The sequence below is a fragment of the Paenibacillus sp. Y660 genome (assembly GCF_057221575.1).
Genome location: NZ_JBXBBJ010000079.1, coordinates 1 through 981, shown reverse-complemented (window position 1 = coordinate 981; position 981 = coordinate 1). Strand labels below are relative to the sequence as shown.

At 44.9% G+C, this 981-nt stretch carries 1 protein-coding gene; it reads right to left on the bottom strand.

Going from position 1 to position 981, the window contains the following annotated elements; translation table 11 throughout:
* A partial coding sequence (locus tag AC2TDN_RS26515) for a transposase (protein WP_484690731.1) occupies positions 1-928 on the bottom strand: 928 nt, incomplete at its 3' end.
* Between the last annotated feature and the right edge of the window lie 53 nt (positions 929-981).

The following is a 981-nucleotide window of genomic DNA, read 5'->3' as shown; positions in this document are numbered from 1 at the left end:
CTTTTGTTGAAGCGCCGCGATCCGCTATAACCGTGAGGAGGTTTTCACCAAGTGTTTGTTTACAAATATAAGGCGTCATATACCCAGAGTCCAAGGCTATTGCCTCTAGTGAATTTGAAAAGCCGAATGTTTCGACCTGGCGTTTCAATCGTTCCAGGTATACCGTCGAATCGTTAACGTTGCCGGCCGTCACGAACACATCCGTGATGATATTGAATTTGTGGTCAACCGTACGATGGTCCAAATAAAAGAATCCCTCGGGTTTGTTTTTTCGCTTCATAAAGCCGCATTCGGGATCAGTGGTACTAACTTTCACTTTCTTCTCAGCTATCTCCTCCTTGGCCGGAGGCAGATGCTTTTTTCCGTGCGATTCCCGATCCGCATTGACCGCGTTTTCCAATTCCTCAAGATATTCTTTCGGCGTATCGGCCACGACTTGCATGGTATAGCGGTTCTTGTTGGCATTGGCCTCGATATGTGTAGAGTCTGTAATCAAGACCCTTCCCGATACCATGCGATGATGGATCGCCAAATGAACGATTTCATCGAATATTTCTTGGAATACGTTCGTGTCCTTAAACCGCTTAGTCCGGTTCCAACTGATCGTTGAGTGATCTGGCACCGCATCAGAAAAACCAAGACCCAGAAACCATCGATAGGCGGCATGGGGTATAATTTCTTGTTCCAACTGTCGTTCGGAGCGAATGCCGTACAGGTAACCGATTAGCATCATTTTGAACAAGACGATGGGATCAAGAGCAGGGCGACCTTTCGTTTCACTGTAGAAAGGACGGACCTTCTCTGTAATAAAAGAAAAGTCAACGTGATCGTTGATCAATCGCAAGAGGTGATTTTCAGGCACCAACATTTCAATACTAGTTAGTTCAACTTGATTCGCTTTGGGATGAGGTGACTTACGATTGAGCAAAGAACTCACGCCTTTCCAGAATAAATAGTGTTACTTTATTATATCAAATTAAC